15 protein-coding genes are annotated in these 15,927 nt (G+C 45.5%); all 15 read right to left on the reverse strand.

Going from position 1 to position 15,927, the window contains the following annotated elements; genetic code table 11:
- Positions 1 to 99: 99 nt before the first annotated feature.
- The gene (gene sfsA / locus T456_RS0117065) at positions 100 to 759 is read right to left on the reverse strand and encodes a DNA/RNA nuclease SfsA (RefSeq protein ID WP_024867219.1); all 660 of its coding nucleotides are present in this window, start codon (positions 757 to 759) and stop codon (positions 100 to 102) included.
- On the reverse strand, positions 756 to 1,643 hold the full coding sequence (locus T456_RS0117070; RefSeq protein ID WP_024867220.1) for a TIGR01212 family radical SAM protein: 888 nt from the start codon (positions 1,641 to 1,643) through the stop codon (positions 756 to 758). The genes sfsA and T456_RS0117070 overlap by 4 nt, the downstream gene beginning before the upstream one ends.
- A complete protein-coding gene (locus T456_RS0117075) occupies positions 1,634 to 2,140 on the reverse strand; it encodes a type 1 glutamine amidotransferase domain-containing protein (RefSeq protein WP_242836007.1) in 507 nt (168 codons plus the stop codon). Before T456_RS0117075 ends, T456_RS0117070 begins: the two co-directional genes overlap by 10 nt.
- A gap of 67 nt (positions 2,141 to 2,207) precedes the next feature.
- Positions 2,208 to 3,245, reverse strand: a complete 1,038-nt coding sequence (locus T456_RS0117080; RefSeq protein WP_024867222.1) for an aldo/keto reductase — start codon at positions 3,243 to 3,245, stop codon at positions 2,208 to 2,210.
- A gap of 65 nt (positions 3,246 to 3,310) precedes the next feature.
- Entirely contained in the window at positions 3,311 to 4,048 is a 738-nt protein-coding gene (locus T456_RS0117085) for a nucleoside/nucleotide kinase family protein (protein WP_024867223.1), read from the reverse strand.
- A gap of 490 nt (positions 4,049 to 4,538) precedes the next feature.
- Positions 4,539 to 5,135 carry a ClpP family protease gene (locus T456_RS0117090; RefSeq protein ID WP_024867224.1) on the reverse strand — a complete coding sequence of 199 codons (597 nt, stop codon included), beginning with the start codon at positions 5,133 to 5,135 and terminating at the stop codon, positions 4,539 to 4,541.
- Positions 5,136 to 5,274: 139 nt separating this feature from the next.
- On the reverse strand, positions 5,275 to 5,889 hold the full coding sequence (locus tag T456_RS0117095; protein WP_024867225.1) for a hypothetical protein: 615 nt from the start codon (positions 5,887 to 5,889) through the stop codon (positions 5,275 to 5,277).
- Between the two features lie 13 nt (positions 5,890 to 5,902).
- Entirely contained in the window at positions 5,903 to 7,429 is a 1,527-nt protein-coding gene (locus T456_RS0117100; RefSeq protein WP_155838128.1) for a hypothetical protein, read from the reverse strand.
- Between the two features lie 11 nt (positions 7,430 to 7,440).
- Positions 7,441 to 9,030 (reverse strand): Hsp70 family protein, encoded by a 1,590-nt coding sequence (locus T456_RS20580; RefSeq protein WP_051465047.1) that lies wholly within the window; start codon positions 9,028 to 9,030, stop codon positions 7,441 to 7,443.
- Between the two features lie 2 nt (positions 9,031 to 9,032).
- Complete coding sequence (locus T456_RS0117110; protein WP_024867228.1) at positions 9,033 to 9,653, reverse strand: nucleotide exchange factor GrpE; 621 nt, start codon at positions 9,651 to 9,653, stop codon at positions 9,033 to 9,035.
- Positions 9,654 to 9,798: 145 nt separating this feature from the next.
- The gene (locus T456_RS22635; protein WP_155838129.1) at positions 9,799 to 9,960 is read right to left on the reverse strand and encodes a hypothetical protein; all 162 of its coding nucleotides are present in this window, start codon (positions 9,958 to 9,960) and stop codon (positions 9,799 to 9,801) included.
- A 71-nt stretch (positions 9,961 to 10,031) separates the two neighbouring features.
- Positions 10,032 to 10,265, reverse strand: coding sequence for a hypothetical protein (locus T456_RS0117120; protein ID WP_024867229.1), 234 nt, complete (start codon positions 10,263 to 10,265; stop codon positions 10,032 to 10,034).
- 161 nt (positions 10,266 to 10,426) lie between these two features.
- Positions 10,427 to 11,098, reverse strand: coding sequence for an RNA polymerase sigma factor (locus tag T456_RS0117125; protein WP_024867230.1), 672 nt, complete (start codon positions 11,096 to 11,098; stop codon positions 10,427 to 10,429).
- Positions 11,099 to 11,287: 189 nt separating this feature from the next.
- Positions 11,288 to 13,453, reverse strand: coding sequence for an NACHT domain-containing protein (locus tag T456_RS0117130; RefSeq protein WP_024867231.1), 2,166 nt, complete (start codon positions 13,451 to 13,453; stop codon positions 11,288 to 11,290).
- A complete protein-coding gene (locus T456_RS0117135; protein WP_207640369.1) occupies positions 13,440 to 15,788 on the reverse strand; it encodes a hypothetical protein in 2,349 nt (782 codons plus the stop codon). The genes T456_RS0117130 and T456_RS0117135 overlap by 14 nt, the downstream gene beginning before the upstream one ends.
- Positions 15,789 to 15,927 lie beyond the last annotated feature (139 nt).

Genomic DNA, 15,927 nt, shown 5'->3' on the forward strand with positions numbered 1-15,927 from the left:
AATGTTTCACGGGCACTTAAACCGCAAACCCAGTGCCCGTCTGTACCAATTTGTTCAAACTTTTTTAATATTTTTTTAATAAAATTCAATATATTGTGGTCACATGGGAGCATCCACCACTAAAGTGTCTTTCGTCACCTTGCAGGTCAAAAATAAAATTTCAACTCCTGCCGATTTTGCGTCTTCAAAGGCCGCAGCAAAATCAGGATCCGTAGCGGTGTTAGGGCGCACCTCACTTATGCCTTCCCCCTGGATAACGAATGCGACGGCCGTCTTGTAGCCCTGAGCTACAGCTCCCGCCAGTTCCCGAAGGTGCTTGGCGCCCCGCTGGGTCGGCGCATCAGGAAAATACCCCACACCATCCACAAACAGCGTGCATCCCTTCACTTCCATCAGGTACTTCACTCCGTCTTTTTCCATATAAAAATCGATCCTGGAATCGCCGAACTTGTACTCGGGCTTCACCACTTCGTATCTGCCGGAATCCAAAAGCCACTCCTTCACCACAACGTTTGGCGCCTGGGAATCGATATTGATGATCCTGCCATCCTTCTCGACAGCCACCAGGTCATAAGGCGTCTTGCGCTCGGGATTGGCAGCCTTCTCCAGGTACACCCTGCAGCCGGGAATCAGAAGTTCCCTGCATCTGCCGGTGTTCTTGACGTGAACCGACAGCTCTTTTCCCTCAAGAAGAACTTTGGCGATGAATCTGTTGGGGCGGGATATGAATTTGGCTTCGGTAATGTTCTGATACTTCACTCCAATAATCCTTTCGTCTTGCGGGTCAGCATATTGAGAACCCGCTTCTTATCTAGGCTCCACAGCGGCGCCACAAGGAGTCTTCGCGGGCCGTCGCCCTGCATCCGGTGCACCACGGTCTTTTCGGGCAAAAGAGCTATCGCTTCCGCCACCAGGTCTGTGTATTCCTCCATGGTCATGATGTGGAAGGCGCACTGAGACCATTCGCGGTACATGTCAGTTCCCTTTAATATTTGAAGGTTCTGGATCTTGATGCCGTCGAGTGGCGGGTCAAGATTCGCAAGATAGCGCACTGTATCCAGCATGTCCTCGGGGGATTCTCCCGGGAGGCCGAAGATCACGTGGACAATAACCGTGATGCCAAGGGCCTTAAGGTTCCGGTAGGCCTCCTCGAACACGGGAAGGTCGTACCCCCGTCGAAAGTGCCTTGCGGTCTCGTCGTGGATGGTCTGAAGTCCCAGCTCGATCCAGACAGGTTTGATGCTGTTTAGTTCCCTGAGCATTTTTAGGATATCAGGCCCCAGGCAGTCCGGGCGGGTTCCGAGGGACAGAGCCACGATGTCGTCGCGCTCTATAGCTTCTTTATACAATGCTTCTAATCTGACGGGATCTCCGTAGGTGTTGGTGTAGGACTGGAAGTATGCGATGAACTTGCCCGCATCTGTCTTGCTACGGATCAAAGCTTTGGCGCTCTCTATCTGCGCGCCGATGTCGCCGGGCGCCGACGCAAACTCCCCGGAACCGCCTTCAGAGCAAAAAGAGCAGCCCCCGTAATCCCCTGTGGTGCCGTCCCTGTTGGGACAGCCGCACCCGGAGGAAAGCGAGAGCCGATATATCTTTTCCCCATATTCTCTTTTGAGGTAAGTTGACAGTCTCAGCGGCATTTCAGGAACCTTACCAGTTCTCTTGAGTACTCCGGGATATCCGGCGGGCGCCTTGCGGAAATGATGTTGCCGTCAACAACCACCGCCTCGTCAATCCAGGTCGCACCTGCGTTTGTCATGTCGTCCCTGATACCGGGAGTGCTGGTAACTTTGCGCCCGCGAAGAACATCCGCGGAGATCAGCACCCATCCTGCGTGGCAGATCTCACCGATGAGCTTGCCGTCGTCGTTCATGCTCTTTACGATCTCAAGCACCTTTGGAAATCTGCGGAGCTTGTCCGGAGCCCATCCGCCGGGAACCAGCACGCCGTCGTAGTCCTTAGGGTCGATCCGGTCAAAAGACATAGCTACTTCGCAGGGCACACCGTACTTGCCGATGTACTTGCCGGGCTTCTCGGCCACCAGGTCCACCTGAATGCCTTCTTCTCTGAGGCGCATCACGGGGCACCACAGTTCAAGGTCTTCAAAGTCAGCGCTAACAAGTTGCAAAACTTTCATAGGAACTCCTTTCATATGAACTCCTCTCACCGACTCCGTGTCGGAAAGGATTTCTGTTACACTGCGATCATTTCACACTGCGATTGCCGGCAAGAACCTCTCTGTAGTCCTCCAGGTTCTTGCGAAGCAGTGTAGGTATATCAAGTTCATAGGGGCACTTGGAAAGACACGCGCCGCACCCTATGCAATGCTCGATCTTCTCCATCTCTGCCTGCCAGTGCTCGGAAAGCCAGCTGTCGCTGGGCGCACGACGAAGCATCAAAGTCATGCGGTTACACTGATTAATCTGAATGCCAACGGTACAAGGCATGCAGTATCCGCAGCCGCGGCAGAAATTACCCATCAGCTCTTTTCTCTCGGATTCTATAAAAGCTTCAATCTCGTCGTCATAAGCAGGGGTCTCATCCATGAATGCGAGCCACTCGTCCAGTTCCTTCTCACGCTGGATTCCCCAGATGGGAACTGCGCCGTCGTACTGACTGATGAAAGCCATGGCCGCTTTGGAGTTGGTGATAAGTCCGCCCGCAAGGCCCTTCATGCAGATGAAACCAACATTCTTCTCGTTGCAGAGTTTAACAAGCTCTTTCTCCTCGTCGGAAGCCAGGTAACTGAAAGGATACTGGAGGGTCTCGTAGAGTCCGCTCTCCACTATCTCTCTGGCAACGCCGATCTTGTGGGCTGTGCCGCCGATGTGGCGGATCTTACCCATCTCTTTTGCCTTAAGCATGCACTCGTACATGCCGGTTCCGTCCCCGGGCTTCCAGCACTGTCCCATGAGGTGGAACTGATAGATGTCGATGTAATCAGTCTTGAGAAGCTTCAGGGAAGTCTCAAGGTGCTGCCAGAATTCCTCCGGAGTCTTGGCGCCGGTCTTGGTTGCGATGATTATTTCATCTCTTTTCACATAGCCGTCTCCGAAGGCTGCGCCTACCTTCTCCTCGCTGTCGGTGTAAGCTCTTGCGGTATCAAAAAAGCGCATGCCGCCTTCGTAGGCCTTTCTCAATATCTTTACAGACTCATCCAGAGAATCTCTCTGAATAGGTAACGCTCCGAACCCATTTTGAGGGACGCATATGCCGGTGCGTCCGAGAGTAACATTCTTCATAGGAACCCTCCTTTACTAAAGATATTATATCGAATGGCGGGGAGTTTTTTAAGAGAGAAATCTTCCTATCTTACGCTGTAGCTGTCGTCTTCATTAAGCACCAGCTCAAGGTCTGCTTTTCTAGTTCTGGCAAGACACAGCCTCACATTGCGCATGTCGCTGAAATCAACGAACTGCTCTGCCTTCTGCCTGGAGTTACCGCTCTTCTCTTTGCGGTCAACAAGGCGCTTTCTTAGCATCTTAGGATCTGCGGATATTGATACAGTGTAATCCGCAAGGTCAGAAAGGCTGTCCCAGCCGGGCTCATCAAGAAGAAGATAATTGCCCTCCAGCAACAGAATGTCTGCATCGATTCTTATCGCATCCTCCACCGGATTGTGAAGGTGCCTGTCATAGGAAGGCCAGGTCGTGACACTGCCGTTCATAACGCCTACAATGCTGTCCCTTAGCTTATCCAGATCAAAAGTCTCGGGGCAGCCCTTGACTTCCACCATCGATATCTCTTTTCCCTCTACAATCATGGTGTGGGTTGTCAGATATTCCTGGCGTCTGTGAAATCCGTCCATTCCGATAGCCTGAACCTTATATTCTGGAGATAGCTCTTTTCCCAGATGCTCCAGGAAGCTTACCATAGTGCTCTTCCCCGCACCGGGAGGCGCCGCCAGCATAACAAGAAGGCGGGAGCCCTTGGCCTTTCGCATTTGAACAAGCTTCATGATCAGCGGCTTGAAAATCCCTTCGACAGCATCCTGGCTGTAGTGTGCATGCACATCTATTCCGTTGATATTAACAATATAGTCCATTTAAACACCATCGCTTTACATACTTGCACGTAGTTTACACAGATTCCGTCTGATTAAATCAAACACGCTTATCATCCGGCAAAGCCACTTTTGACGGAACCTCAATTTCACACAGATAATCGCACTTCTAACTTATCCAAAAATAATCTTATCATATTATGAATATGCTTGCGTTGCATGTAAGAGAAAGCAGAAATAATACCATGCCGTTAATAATTGGCTGTTTGGTATTACAAAAGTAATACTATATGGGTCATATACGCGCAGTAGTATTACCGCCGCCATGGAAAACCACTAAAATCCAGGGAAAAGAGCCATCAAGGTAATACTAATTACGATATAGAGAGCTGATAGTATTATTTCACCCTGCTCCGGCAAAATTTCACCACTAACCACTTTCCATATCAGAAAGTTTTTATATACTTATTGTACAAATGGTGTGTTAATATTCTTTATATAGCCCTGTATCATTAAGTCATGAAAAACCGGATTAAAAAATCGTCTTGACTATCTTGTCGCAGATGCCGAAATCGACGCATTCTTTGGCATTCATGTAGTTGTCGTAAGCCGTAGCTTCATCGATTTCCCGCACTGTTTTTCCTGTGTGCTTTGACAGGATCCTGTTTAATATGTCCTTGGTTTCAAGGATCGATTCCGCCTTTCTCTTGATGGAAGTGGCGGAGCCCCCTGTCCCGCCGCTAAGGAGCGGTTCGTGGATCATTACCTCCGAATGGGGAAGTATGTATCTGTGACCTTTCTTGCCGCTGGCCAGGATAACAGCAGCCATGCTGGCTGCCATTCCGATGCAGTACATGTTTACAGGCAACTTCATGCCCTCAAGAACATCCATGATCATCAGACCGGCATTAACAGCTCCACCGGGACTATTGATATATAAAGAAATTTCTTCATCAGATTCATCCTGCAGAAACATAAGCTGAGATACGATCTCAATTGCGCTTTCATCAGTTATCTCCCCCGTAAGAAAGACTTTTCTGTTCATGAGATGCCTTGTATAAAGACTGATCTCTCTTGTTCCGTTTGCGCTCTCGACTTCAATTGTTGATATTCTGTTTATGCTTCCCATATGTTCATCCTCCTTGCTATTTCTATTCATAAGTAATACGCCTGCGACAGGCAAAAAGTTTTATGAACACGCAAAAAGAAGCAGGAGCTCTTCGTCTCCTGCTTCGCTTTTTTACTATATACAGCCGCTATCCTTCGCTTTATTGCTGTTTCTTTTTACCTATTCCGATGATCGTCTTAACCTGGAATATCCTCCATGCAAAGTAGATAGCTGCCACTAATGCCAATCCGCCCAAAAATGTCAGAAGGTAGATCGGGAATGAAAGAGTCTCATTTTTGAACAATGTGGCTCCGCCCGAAAAACGGAATAACGCGGAAACGGCCATAATGATGGCAAGGAAATCACCAATCCACCATACAATAGCGCTTCCGAAACAATCCAATTTTTCCTTTATGATCTTGTACCAGGTGAGCCAGATCCAGAACATGAAAAATGCCACCTGCACCACATACGACAGCGCCATGACAGGTACCTGAAGTACCGGATGAGGTCCCTTCACAGAGCCGAGGATAAAACCAAGGCTATATACCGTTGCCCCCAGGAAGAACAGGAAGAATGCAATTACTCCATAGAGTTTTCTGGCATTCCAGATATCAGTTGCTGAAAGATCACGAATATTATCAATGGTAATCTTTCCCTTTAATGAGGTGCACTCTTTCCTTGCTGTGTTGTACAGATCATTAAGCTTTCCATCCTCCAGCTGGGAAAGATACTCAATATTAAGATCAGTTATGTTTATTTTTTCTCCAACCATTTTACCGCTCCAATCACTTAAAGATGTACAGAATCGACAATATTGCTGTTCCCGCAAGCCATGCCAGTTTAAGCTTATCTGCCCAATTGACAATGCGGATTTTCCACGCTATCTCAGCAAGCATATCCTGTGAGGAATACTCGTCTCTGTAACGTGTTATAATCGGCTTCAAACTTACAACCTTTTCGTAAAGCTCACATAATTCGGCTGTATCATTGCGATTATAAAACGGATTGTTGCGCGGCTCCAGTTTCATAAGCCTGTTGTATATATTGCAGGCGCCCTCAAATACCTCGTTGGTTCCGTAGTTCAGGACAAAGAACCGCTTAAAATCCTTAGAGAAAACGTCGGACTTAAATTCTTTGAGAGCCGGGATGTTCTTTTCCATTACAGTGCAGCACAGGAGCAGCTTTGTCACCAGATCTTCCTGCTGGATCGTATCAGTGCAATCTTTGATCTCCTCCCAGTAGATCCTGCTGAGAGTATCATCATTCTCGAAAGCGGTTCCCCAGTTGAAATTATTCTCCTGGCCGGCGTTTGAGGATGTTGAAGCTCCGGAATTTCCGCCTCCTAAAGCTCCTTCGTACACTTCTTCATCAATTCCATATCCCAGGTAAGGAAGGACATCAGCAAGGATCACGCATGCATCGTTAAAGTTGATGCCAAGATATTTTCTTATGCCGTCAGCCTTTCCGAAGAACATACCGGCCGAAATATCGTCCTTGCCGGCGCCTTCACGCAGCAGGATCTCGGGGTACTGAAAGAGAAGGAAAAAGGCTTTGAATGCATCCCTGTCCGATAAAAGTGAAGCATACCCTGTCTCCACCTTTTCGATGAGTTCCTTTGCAACTCCTGTGGCAGAGTCCAGAGCTTTTCTTGAACTATTGGCCTGACGACTCTGGGTTGCCTGCTTGGAGATCGTACCCACATTATTCTTAAGATCGGAAAAAGAGTTAGTGGTGTACTGCTCAAGAAGTTCATCAATAAGGGCACGTCTTGCATCCTTTACGCTGTTCGAAGCGTAGCTGCTGTTTTCTATAAGATTGATCATTTCTTTGGGAAAAGGATTGACTCTGTGGTAGGTTACCGAATCATCTTTTCCGGGAGAGGCCACAAACTCTTTAATGTCACTCTCAGCAAAGATCAGCCTTGCATTTTTGATATCGCCCTTGGCATTCTTTCTGTCAAAGAAGAAATCTACAATCTCTTCCGGGCTCTTTCCCTGAAGGTCAGCGTTATTCTCAACCGCATGTCTGATGGAAGCTGTCAATGCCTTGAGATCATCTTCCCTGACCATATCCTTGGGCATTGTTCCGCTGCTCATACCTGCAATGATCGATTCGCAAACACTTATGGTATGCTCTGTCTTTTCTCTGTTCTCTGAGTCCATGGCTCCCAGGGACTGCTTGAGACTCTGAACCTTATCTACCAGAGTCTTTTTGTCTATTCCGTTGCATCCTTTTCTGGATTTGCTGACATCGCAAAATCCACTGGCCTGGGCCATGTCATCGATGCCGATTGTGTTTGTGTACGTACTCACGTCAACCTCCATTATTCAACAGTAGATTTACTCTCTGAAGCCTTAGCTATGCGAAGTTCATCCTCGCCCATTCCGCCGGTGCTGGTGTCATAGGAGAAAGAAGCCTTCTTGTGATATTTGGAATCCTCGGCCTCAAGGGTCAGAAGACCGTTATTCTCTATGGTGATCTTTACAACCAGATGGTCCTCTCTGTTAAGTACACCATCGATATTCATGGTATAGCTCTTTACAGGCTTCTTCAGGATCTCCTGTACCTGTGCAGGATCATCTATTGTCATCTCGCTTGATGTTGTCTCATAAAGATCAAGAGGCAGAGATCTGGTGTTATCGGAGTAGATTCCGAAAACCTGCTCAACAGTCTTGGGAAGCTCATCGTTGTGAAGGATGAAGTTTGCAATGATCTCCTTATCACCGCTGATGGCATTTATTCCGTAAGATCTGCTGGAAACATTGGTGATGTTAAGCTTGCCTTCTGTGGCTCCGCTGACAATCTTTCCTGTCTCGTCTTTCTTTACGGTAAGAGTGGAAGCATAGATAGCAGCTCCCTTTGCTACAGCCTCATTGGGTTCCCATGCGGATACGGGAAGTCCGTACTTCTCCTGAAGCTTGGCCTTGATCTGAGGCATGTAGGTTGATCCGCCTACAAGAAGGATCTCATCAATAGGTCTGCTGTCCTTCTTTCTCATGTCCTCCATGCAAAGGTCAGTCATCTCGATGGTCTTAAGGAGAAGACCCTCAGTAGCCTTATCGAATTCTGCTCTTGTGAGAGGCTCTTTACTTCTATAGGAAGTGCCCTGATGCATGAAGTTGATGCGGGCATCCTCTTTGCTGGTGAGCTGGATCTTGGCCTTCTCGGCAGCTCCCATCATTGCAGCCTTTGTCTCAAGGACTGTTGTGATATCTTCATCGCTGTCGTTGTCATCCTGCCACTTCTCAAGAAGAAGCTTTACAGTAGCTTCATCCCAGTCCTTACCGCCAAGGAACTTGTCACCGCCGGTACATACAACGCTTACGTTGTTTCCGTCAATGTCCATTACGGTGATATCGAAGGTTCCGCCGCCAAGGTCATAAACAAGAACTCTCTTGGCTCCGTTATCCCCTTCGTGCTGTCCGTAGTAGATAGCTGCAGCTGTGGGCTCGTTGATGATATCAAGCACTTCAAGGCCTGCGATCTCGCCTGCATTCTTTGTAGCATCCTTCTCAGCCATTCCGAAGTATGCAGGGCAGGTGATAACTACCTGATTAACTTCCTCATCCTCCGGAATCACCTTCTGCTCATGGAGCGCTCTGTTGGCATCCTGGACCAGCTTCTTAAGGATCTTGGCTGAAAGTTCCTCAGGTCTGTATTCCTTTCCGAAGATCTCTCTCTTATAATCCTTAACTCCCATCTCTCTCTTGATGAAGGACACGGATTTCTCAGGATTGGCAAGGGCGTATTCCTTAGCCTCATCACCTACAAGCTGAGATGTCTCTGAGTCAAAAAAGATAACGGAAGGCGTAGTCTTTTTTCCCTCGGAATTGCTGATGGTCTCAGCCTTTCCATCCTCGTTGATATAAGCCACGCATGAATATGTTGTTCCAAGATCGATTCCGAATTTCATTATTAGTTCTCTCCTTTTTTCTCTGTGTATTTGTAAATTGCAATGTTCTGGTGTCTGATGACTCTGTCGCCCTTTTTGTATCCGGGCTGCAAAACTTCTGCTACCGTTCCTCCCAGTTCCTCATTATCAGTCTCGATGACCCTGGTAAATCTCTGGAACTTGGCATCGGGCTTGGTTCCTTCGATGCTGTAGGAAGTCACGTCAAAGTCATACAGGATGTCATCCAGTCTTAATGGAAGCTGTTTGAATCTCTTGAGAAGATCCTTGTAATTCTCATCACTTGGCTCTTCAGATATATATTTGAGCTGCTCATTGATCTCATCTATAACGCGGATGATCTCCATAAGGATGGGATCTGTTATAGCAGCAACGATGTCCTCTTCATAGGCCTTTTTATCGGCATACAGCTTGTCTATCAGCTGATTGTTGTGGGTCTCCTTCTGGATCTTGTCCTCGAATAACTGCTTAAGGCCGTCGATCTTTTCAGAAAGAGCCGCAAATTCCTTGCTGCTCTCACTTCCGGCATCAGGAGCCGGAGTGGCTGAAGTTTCTGCCGGGGGCTCTGTTCCCGGTGCTGCGGGGCTGTTTACCACCCCATTAAATATATCAGTTTTAATATCCATCTCTTACCTCCGAATATGACGCAATCGCATAATATTATCATCTCATTTTTAGTATATCAGTGTCAATTTAAAATTACTTCAAAACCCCGCCAAAAGCGGGGTTTGCGTTTTTTTGTATCATGAGATAGTCTTATTTTTGAAACATTTATTCAGTATCTGCTGCTGACTCCGTTTTCTCTTTTGCCGCATCCTCATCATCGTCTAAGTTTCCCCAGAACAGTTCTACCATTCCCCAAATTGAAACTCCTGTGAATGCCACAAAGGATACTACTGTGTAAATGCCTTTGATCATCTGAATGTCTATCATAATCTTTTCCTCCCGGTTTTTGTCACTTTGTCTGTTGCTTTGTCTGTTACATTACTTTATCTGTCTTATTATCAGTTGCTTCTTCTTTGAATCCTTCTCTGTCTCCTTTGCTTGTTTTTCTCCCTGATGGAGAATACGAAGATGATGGGGCCCCTCAGGTACTTGTTGGCGAAAGCGAACTGCTGCTCCCTGGTCTTGTACTTCGCCGTAAAGAAGGCTCCAAACAGGAAGATTCCGAAGAATACTCCTGCATAGATGTAGTTTGCGATTCTCATAATGTGTAAGATACTGTCCATGTTTAACATAAGCTTTTTCTCCTTTATGATCTGTTTTTATTGTTCATGGTGTTTGCTTCTCTATAATAAATACCCGGAGGTTTTGGAAAAGGTTTTAAAAAAAATAAAAAAAACCAGCAGAAATTTTTCCTGCTGGTAAAAATAGCCTGTATTTGGTGATAGAGAGGCCGTTACGAAGCGAGTCCCAGCTCTTCGAGCGGGACTCTGAGCTTGTTACGGCCCTGATGGAGTCTGGACTTCACGGTAGCTTCGCTGCAGCCCTGCATCTTAGCAACGTCTGCAATCGACTTATTCTCAAAGTAGAATAAGTATATTGCCTCGTTCTGCTCGTCAGAAAGGGCTTTCTCCATGCACTGCAAGAGTTCATCAAGGCTCTCCTGAGATGTAATCTCATCCTCGATAAGCTCCTGATCATGGTGATACAGCTTCTTGACGCCGGGATCACCCTCTTCTGCACATCCCTCCTTCCAAAAATCACTGGGATTCTTGGTGCGGATACTGGACTCATCGATCGATGAAAGTTCCGCATAAGAGTGCGCATTAGTATACTCGCAGCCTGACATGCATGTATTATAGAAGATTCTCCAAAACCAACAGCGGAAAGTTCCTTTTTCAGCATCGAAGCTGTCAAGTTTCATCCACGCTTTGGTGATGGCCTCGTGAAAAAGGTCATCGAAAGGATAGCGCTCCTTCCCATAAATCTTTCTATTATACACGTCTTTGGCAATCTGCTCGCATTCTTTATAGATTGCGTCAAACGCTCCCTCATCACCCCCGCGATAAGCCTCAACCAATGCATTAAGTGTCTCGTTACTGCAGATATCCTTCATCATGTTCTTCATGATATACACCTCCTAAAGGGTGTGAGGGTACCGCCTCACGTACGGTATCCAGCACTCTGCTGAATATTCATCAGTTAAGGAAATATATATCTGCAGTATTTAGTTTTTAATGATCGGTTTTACTCTCGCGAGTAATCATATAATAGCACTAAATTGTTTTTTTGTGAATACTATATGATTTATTTTTTCTCACAATCTTTCTGCCGCCTCCTGAATGTCCTGATTTATAAACGAATAGTACCATTTCCTGTCTATATCCATCATGTCCTGATACTCTCTGAGCAGTCCCGCCTGAACAAGATGTACTCTGTAGGTCTTGGCGAGGTTTTTATCACCACCTACTGCCTCCAGTATTATTTCCATCAGAGCTTCTCTGTCGATAGCGGTGATATCCTCATCCTCCAATTTATTGCTAAGATCACTGAGTACCTTGCACAGTGCATCATAATGGTCCTCAGAATCCCCGCCTTCAGCTATCAGCTTTTCTTTTGCTTCTCTTTCAAGGAGTGCCATCAGGTAGTATCTGTTAAGAGCAACAGCCCTCTTATCTTCACTCCTATCCAGAAATTCCTTATATTTCTCCTCAGATGCGGAAGCGATCATGGTTAGCTGAGCCAGTTCAAACACTGTACTGATCTCTTCAGGCTTTTTCAGGCTGACAACCTTGTTTATAAGACCAATTTTCACTGCATTGTTTATATTACCATCATCATTAAGGTAATCATCCTTGGGATTATTGGCCATAAACCGATTGACGTACATTGCTACGTCATCTCTGCTAATATCATCAGCAACATAAGATACCATATTGGCCTGGTTTTCAGTGCTGACATCCCTGTCGCTGATCAGGCACAGATTGGAAGGCTTACCGCCAAAGTAATCTGCAACAAATCCCTCTATAGCCCTGTATATCCTTGGCTTATCTCCATATGGGCACTCATCAACGCCATCAAATATCACCAGAAATCTCTTATCTATAAGAAGGTGTCTGACTCCCATGCGTATCTCATCCTTCATATCAGCTCCAAGTCCCGAAAGCCTAAGGATGATCCTGGATATCACATCGATAATGGAATTACTGTCATCTGTAATCTCCCTATACCAGGAGATCATCGGTATATACACAGGTATGAGCGGGCAAAAGACACGTTTGCTAAGGCCAATGTTTTCTTCCTTTTTATAGCTTAGATAATCCTTGGCATATTCGTACCGGAGCTTTCGCATTGCCCATGATTTACCGCATCCTGCAACGCCCTGTAAAAGATTTGCCCTGTTGAGGCCACTCTTCCACAGATATACTGAGATGTTCTTTATATCACTATTCCTGGCAAGTCCGATTCCCTGCGCATATGGAGGCAGATTATCTGTAAGATTCCACTTAAAATTACAGAACATCCTGCTCTCTGCATCAGTCTCATAGTTATCAACTATTCTTTTGCAATACCCTGTTGCTCCAATAAGCTCATCTTCGCGCTTTAGCATTTTCAAGAACAGAGGCCAGGCATATTTCATTGTGATGATCATTCCGGTAAGCACCATATCCGAAGCAGACATGAATTTTGTCTCCAGGGGTTTTGCGCTCCAGTATGCTTTATGAGTTGTCCCGTTTCTGTAGGCGTACATCCTGGCTATGATCTGAGCAATATCAGGATACTTGAACTTATACCTTGGCATGTCTTTGGGGACTTTATCGTAGTCGATAACAGTTACAATTGTTCCGTCTTTATTGCGGCATCTTTCCGGAATTCCGCGTGTAAGAGCCTCCAGAAGCTCGGCATCATCGTTTGGAAGATGAAAAGATTCGACTATTTCCCGGGACGCAGCGTGTCCATTCTCATCCACATATTCCGAGAGAAGATCAAGATCTATCATATGCTGCCAGACCGATCCTCTATCCTCACTGTAATCAAACTGATTGCTGTATTGATCCAGCAGATAGCACATTCTGGAAAGGATCGCTTCTGATTCCAACGGACAATTATCCACGTCTTTTAAAGAATACAGGCGCATAAGATTATCGGGAACCAGGTTGACATCGGCGTTCCTGCCATCGGTTATCTCCGAAAGGTCTTCCGAAAGAATATCATAATAGAGACCTATGATCTTTCGGGTAAGTTCTATTCTGGTTCCGGCAATCTCGTCAGAATCCGCTTCCGGACTTGCATTCTCCCTGGCACTTATCCTGATCCCAAAGAACCTGCAGGCGGCATTCTGTTCATCCAAATTTGCCAAAGGCCCATTCTTATCATCCTTTTCATGCCGCTTCAGCATTTGTGTAAACTTCTCTCCAACCTGAGAGTAGATCATGTCAACAAATTCACCTTTGGCAACAATAACCTTTTCACTTCCCGGCATCATTATCTCCTTCATCTAAACTGACATTTGCGGTGACACTGCCATCTTCCTCTATTTTAAACCCTTCAATGATCAGCTTAAGATCCCCATCGTCATCCTTTATGCCCTCTCCATTGTCAGGCAATATCACTTTCATACTGTTGCCTTTTACCCGTATATCGGAGGATATCCGGACACTGTCACCGGTTTTACTCTTCGCTCTGTCAGTAAGATATGAAAAATCTCCCTTAAGAGCCATTTCAAATTCTTCAGGGGTATTAGCCCTAAATTCATCACTCAGTATTTCGGCAAAAGATAACACATTACTATAAACTTGTATAGGTGCCGTTGAATCCCGGTACCATTGGGACGTCTCTGATTCATGACTCCGTCTGCAGATCCTGCGTAAGCCGCCGCGTCTTTTGATCTGCCTGTTAATGTCCCAATCATCTCCATAGCTTTCCTTCATCATCGAGTTAAATGCATCCAATCTGATAAAGCAGGACAGGTATGTATCAAAATATATATCTGTGATCTTTTCATCATCGGCTCCGCGCTGCCTTGAGTCTTCTATGACTTTTTTCAAATAAGAATTAAGAAGAAGCAGCTGATCTTCCAGGTCGTCAGAGACCTTTTTTACCACAAATGTCTCGGGTCCCATTTCTTCATTTAACTGGTTATCATGACGGACATTAGCCAGTCTGAATGCTCCTATTCTATCAGACTGGTTAAGCAGAATATTATGAGTCGAAAGAACATCAACCTTAGAGAACATCCGGATCATTTCCAATCCATCAGAAAGAAAATTCATCAGAGCATACCTGGTGAAAAGAACTATCTTTGTAATATACAGTCCTGAACTTTCTTTCTGGAGTTCATTAAAAATAAGCCTTGCCCGGTTTCTGTCCGGAAGCTCTTTTGGCATATCGATCACATCAGTAGCGCTTTCTATAAATCTCATAAGCGCAGTTTTCTTATCAATCCCAAAGTCCTTTTTTGCAATGTCATCAGCCACCGCAAGGATAACCGGTGCGAAATAGTACGCTTCTATACCGGACCAGTTTGCCATCAGAATAAACTCATCTATCAGGGCATCCAAAGAAGAATAGTTTATAAGCCTTAATCTATAAAAGGCTTCTGTCCATAAAAGTCTGTCTCCGTACACCTCAGAACTGCCACCAGGTACACTTACAGCCGCATTCCCGACACGCTGAATAAGGGATATATACGCTAGCCGATTGAATCCGTTCTGTGTGTTCGCCTCATCCGGAGCAGTCAGCATAGTCAGCACCCTTCGAAGGTGATCATAATTCAATGTACTCATGATATACGGTACTACAGGATATTCTGCATCATGGCAGAAAGAAAAGATCAGTCTGGAAATATAGAATATACTCTTATCTGTAACCTCGTTAAGCTCCATCAAAAGTCTGAGTTCATTCCAAAAGTATCCCATCGTATTCATACAAAAATGAGCTTTTTTCAAGGTGCCATACTTGCCTGTATATGCCAGGAACCAGAAAATCTCGATCTTCTGCGACGCATGTAAAAAGGAAAAAGACGCCTTGGCACCAAACAACTCCTCCTCAATGAAGATCAGCAGATGGCATTCATCCGGGTCTGTCGATGGATCAATAAAGTAATCGTAAAGCCCTAGATACAGGCATAATTTATTGCGTCTGTAAATTCCTGGATACAGGAATGATTTATTGCTTTTGTAAAGCGGTTCGAGATAAGATCTGATATCCATCCCGTGTTTCCGCTCCATAAGCGGCCCTTCATATAATATGTATATGTGATTCTGTAAGTATTCCTCCATGCACTCAACAAAGAATTTTCTTATATACGCATATTGGGGTTCCGTGAGCCTTCTTTCATTGTCAAGAAGTTCAATTAACCGTTCCTGGTACTTATAGCTGTCCGCTATTACTCCCGCAAGTCTTTTTGCCTCTTTGAGCTCACTGCTGTCATCGTCTTCGACAGCATTCATATAACACCTGGTAAACTGCCGTATTGTCTTTTTCAGATGCTCTTCAGAGTAAAACTCCCTGTCCCCTTTTGCATTATCTATTTCCATGGACTGTATTATAGATGCTTGCAGCTCTACATAATTGCCGTCCTTTATCCATTTCATCCTATTGCTTTCTTTGATGAAATCCTTTTCTTCCTCATAGTGACTCATCACTATTTCCCTGTACGATTCCGGAGATATTATACGCGATAACACTGTTAGCGCATAAAGGGGAAACGTATCTCTTATGTCCTCAGAAGGCATTTTCCTAAGGATGTTAAAAAAGGCTTCTTTAATGCCTGATACCGTGCTTATTGTTTCATCATCAAAAACGATGACTTTCACATCAAATTCTCTTTGTTCTAAATGAAAACCGTCATAATAGGAGTAATATTGTATTATTTTTAATCCTTCGGGCCCGCGCTTTAATTGGTCAAGGACAAATTGCAGTAAGAGCCTGTAGTATACCTCCCGGCCATAGCTG

The organism is Butyrivibrio sp. FCS014, assembly GCF_000526935.1.
Lineage (GTDB): Bacteria > Bacillota > Clostridia > Lachnospirales > Lachnospiraceae > Butyrivibrio.

Bases quoted from the DNA above. Each gene is read 5' to 3' on its own strand.
- T456_RS0117070 (WP_024867220.1), bottom strand. From the start codon at position 1,643: ATGCCGCTGAGACTGTCAACTTACCTCAAAAGAGAATATGGGGAAAAG.
- T456_RS0117075 (WP_242836007.1), bottom strand. From the start codon at position 2,140: ATGAAAGTTTTGCAACTTGTTAGCGCTGACTTTGAAGACCTTGAACTG.
- T456_RS0117080 (WP_024867222.1), bottom strand. From the start codon at position 3,245: ATGAAGAATGTTACTCTCGGACGCACCGGCATATGCGTCCCTCAAAAT.
- T456_RS0117085 (WP_024867223.1), bottom strand. From the start codon at position 4,048: ATGGACTATATTGTTAATATCAACGGAATAGATGTGCATGCACACTAC.
- T456_RS0117090 (WP_024867224.1), bottom strand. From the start codon at position 5,135: ATGGGAAGCATAAACAGAATATCAACAATTGAAGTCGAGAGCGCAAAC.
- T456_RS0117095 (WP_024867225.1), bottom strand. From the start codon at position 5,889: ATGGTTGGAGAAAAAATAAACATAACTGATCTTAATATTGAGTATCTT.
- T456_RS20580 (WP_051465047.1), bottom strand. From the start codon at position 9,030: ATGAAATTCGGAATCGATCTTGGAACAACATATTCATGCGTGGCTTAT.
- T456_RS0117110 (WP_024867228.1), bottom strand. From the start codon at position 9,653: ATGGATATTAAAACTGATATATTTAATGGGGTGGTAAACAGCCCCGCA.
- T456_RS22635 (WP_155838129.1), bottom strand. From the start codon at position 9,960: ATGATAGACATTCAGATGATCAAAGGCATTTACACAGTAGTATCCTTT.
- T456_RS0117120 (WP_024867229.1), bottom strand. From the start codon at position 10,265: ATGTTAAACATGGACAGTATCTTACACATTATGAGAATCGCAAACTAC.
- T456_RS0117125 (WP_024867230.1), bottom strand. From the start codon at position 11,098: ATGAAGAACATGATGAAGGATATCTGCAGTAACGAGACACTTAATGCA.
- T456_RS0117130 (WP_024867231.1), bottom strand. From the start codon at position 13,453: ATGCCGGGAAGTGAAAAGGTTATTGTTGCCAAAGGTGAATTTGTTGAC.